At 46.8% G+C, this 1,171-nt stretch carries 3 protein-coding genes; 1 reads left to right on the top strand and 2 read right to left on the bottom strand.

The window, feature by feature from the left end:
• Positions 1 to 352: 352 nt before the first annotated feature.
• Both F6K53_RS44125 and F6K53_RS44120 read right to left on the bottom strand, forming a co-directional pair.
• The gene (locus F6K53_RS44125; RefSeq protein WP_293087198.1) at positions 353 to 673 is read right to left on the bottom strand and encodes a type II toxin-antitoxin system HicB family antitoxin; all 321 of its coding nucleotides are present in this window, start codon (positions 671 to 673) and stop codon (positions 353 to 355) included.
• Between the two features lie 8 nt (positions 674 to 681).
• Positions 682 to 936: a type II toxin-antitoxin system HicA family toxin gene (locus F6K53_RS44120; RefSeq protein WP_075903871.1), complete on the bottom strand. Its 255-nt coding sequence runs from the start codon at positions 934 to 936 to the stop codon at positions 682 to 684.
• Between the two features lie 46 nt (positions 937 to 982).
• Here F6K53_RS44120 and F6K53_RS44115 point away from each other — a divergent pair.
• Positions 983 to 1,171, top strand: a 189-nt coding sequence (locus tag F6K53_RS44115) for a hypothetical protein (RefSeq protein ID WP_293087193.1), incomplete at its 3' end; no start/stop codon positions are given.

The raw sequence follows: 1,171 nt of genomic DNA, 5'->3' as shown, positions 1-1,171 counted from the left end.
TCAAATTTGCCCACCCTACCCCTACTGTTGCTAGTTCTTGTAGGGTTGGCAGTAGGCTGTTCACTTTGTGCGATGGCCATAGCTTAAACTTCATGCACTTCCTTTTTGTCTGATAGTATGAGACAGTGTATCTCTTGCTAGATATCCATTCTGGGCGTTATCGCCGTACGCGTTCGCGTAGCGTGAGCAAAGCTCAATCCCGGTGTGAACGATCTCCCGCGAAAAAGGCCCATAATAAACAGCCTACCCCACACCCCACACCCCACACCCCACACCCCACACCCTAGGTTGGCAGTGCATGAGTGCGATCGCTCCCACTCCGCCGCTTTTCGGTTGAAGCAGGGTCAAGCGGTTATCTGAGATACTGCTCAAGTGCTTCTGTCACTAGCTGGTTCAAGTTTATGCCTTGTTCAATAGCTGCGTAGGCAGCACGTCGATGAAGCTCGGTTCCAGGTCTGATGTTAAAGCTTCCCTTGAAAGGCTTTTCCGGTTCTATCCCTTTGAGTTGACAAAGCTCTAGGTAATCATCCACTGCTTCGTGAAAACTGGCGCGAAGAGATTCAACATCCTGACCTTCATAACTGATCAGGCTACGAATATACTCTACTTTCCCGTATAAAATCTCATCCTCATCATTGTAATTGACCGAGCCAAGGTATTCCTTGTATTTCATCAAGTTATTCATAACAATCCTTCGTGCCTAAGAATATCGATCGTTTGCTCAATCTGATACTTCTTGAGTGTGTTGTGAGGATGAGGCTTGTGTAGAGCGATCGCCACGCCATCAGAGTTAATGAATCGCCGCCTTGAACCGCCTGTTTTTCCACCTTTGACCTCCTCAAAGCCGAGTCCGGACAAAAGCTTGGTCAATTCATTCCAAGTAAAATCCTTCGGCTTACTTAGAAGACGTTTGATCAGCTTCTCTTGTCGAGTCATCTTGACACCCAATCTAGTAATTAATTGTAAAAAGTATTACCCGATCATGCAACTAAATTTAGTTGCAGTGCGATCGCCTGATCTGGTTTGGTGGGCAAATCGGCATCAGAGCTGGTCAAATCATCAAATTCTCACAATTTGCCCACCCTACCCCTACCTGGTCAAGTGCGAGCCTGATCTGGTTTGGTGGGCAAATCGGCATCAGAGCTGGTCAAATCATCAAATTCTCCAAATT

The sequence above is a fragment of the Moorena sp. SIO4A1 genome, from assembly GCF_010672065.1.
Lineage (GTDB): Bacteria > Cyanobacteriota > Cyanobacteriia > Cyanobacteriales > Coleofasciculaceae > Moorena.
This window is presented reverse-complemented; position numbering and strand designations above follow the sequence as displayed.

Bases quoted from the DNA above. Each gene is read 5' to 3' on its own strand.
- F6K53_RS44120 (WP_075903871.1), bottom strand. From the start codon at position 936: ATGACTCGACAAGAGAAGCTGATCAAACGTCTTCTAAGTAAGCCGAAG.
- F6K53_RS44125 (WP_293087198.1), bottom strand. From the start codon at position 673: ATGAAATACAAGGAATACCTTGGCTCGGTCAATTACAATGATGAGGAT.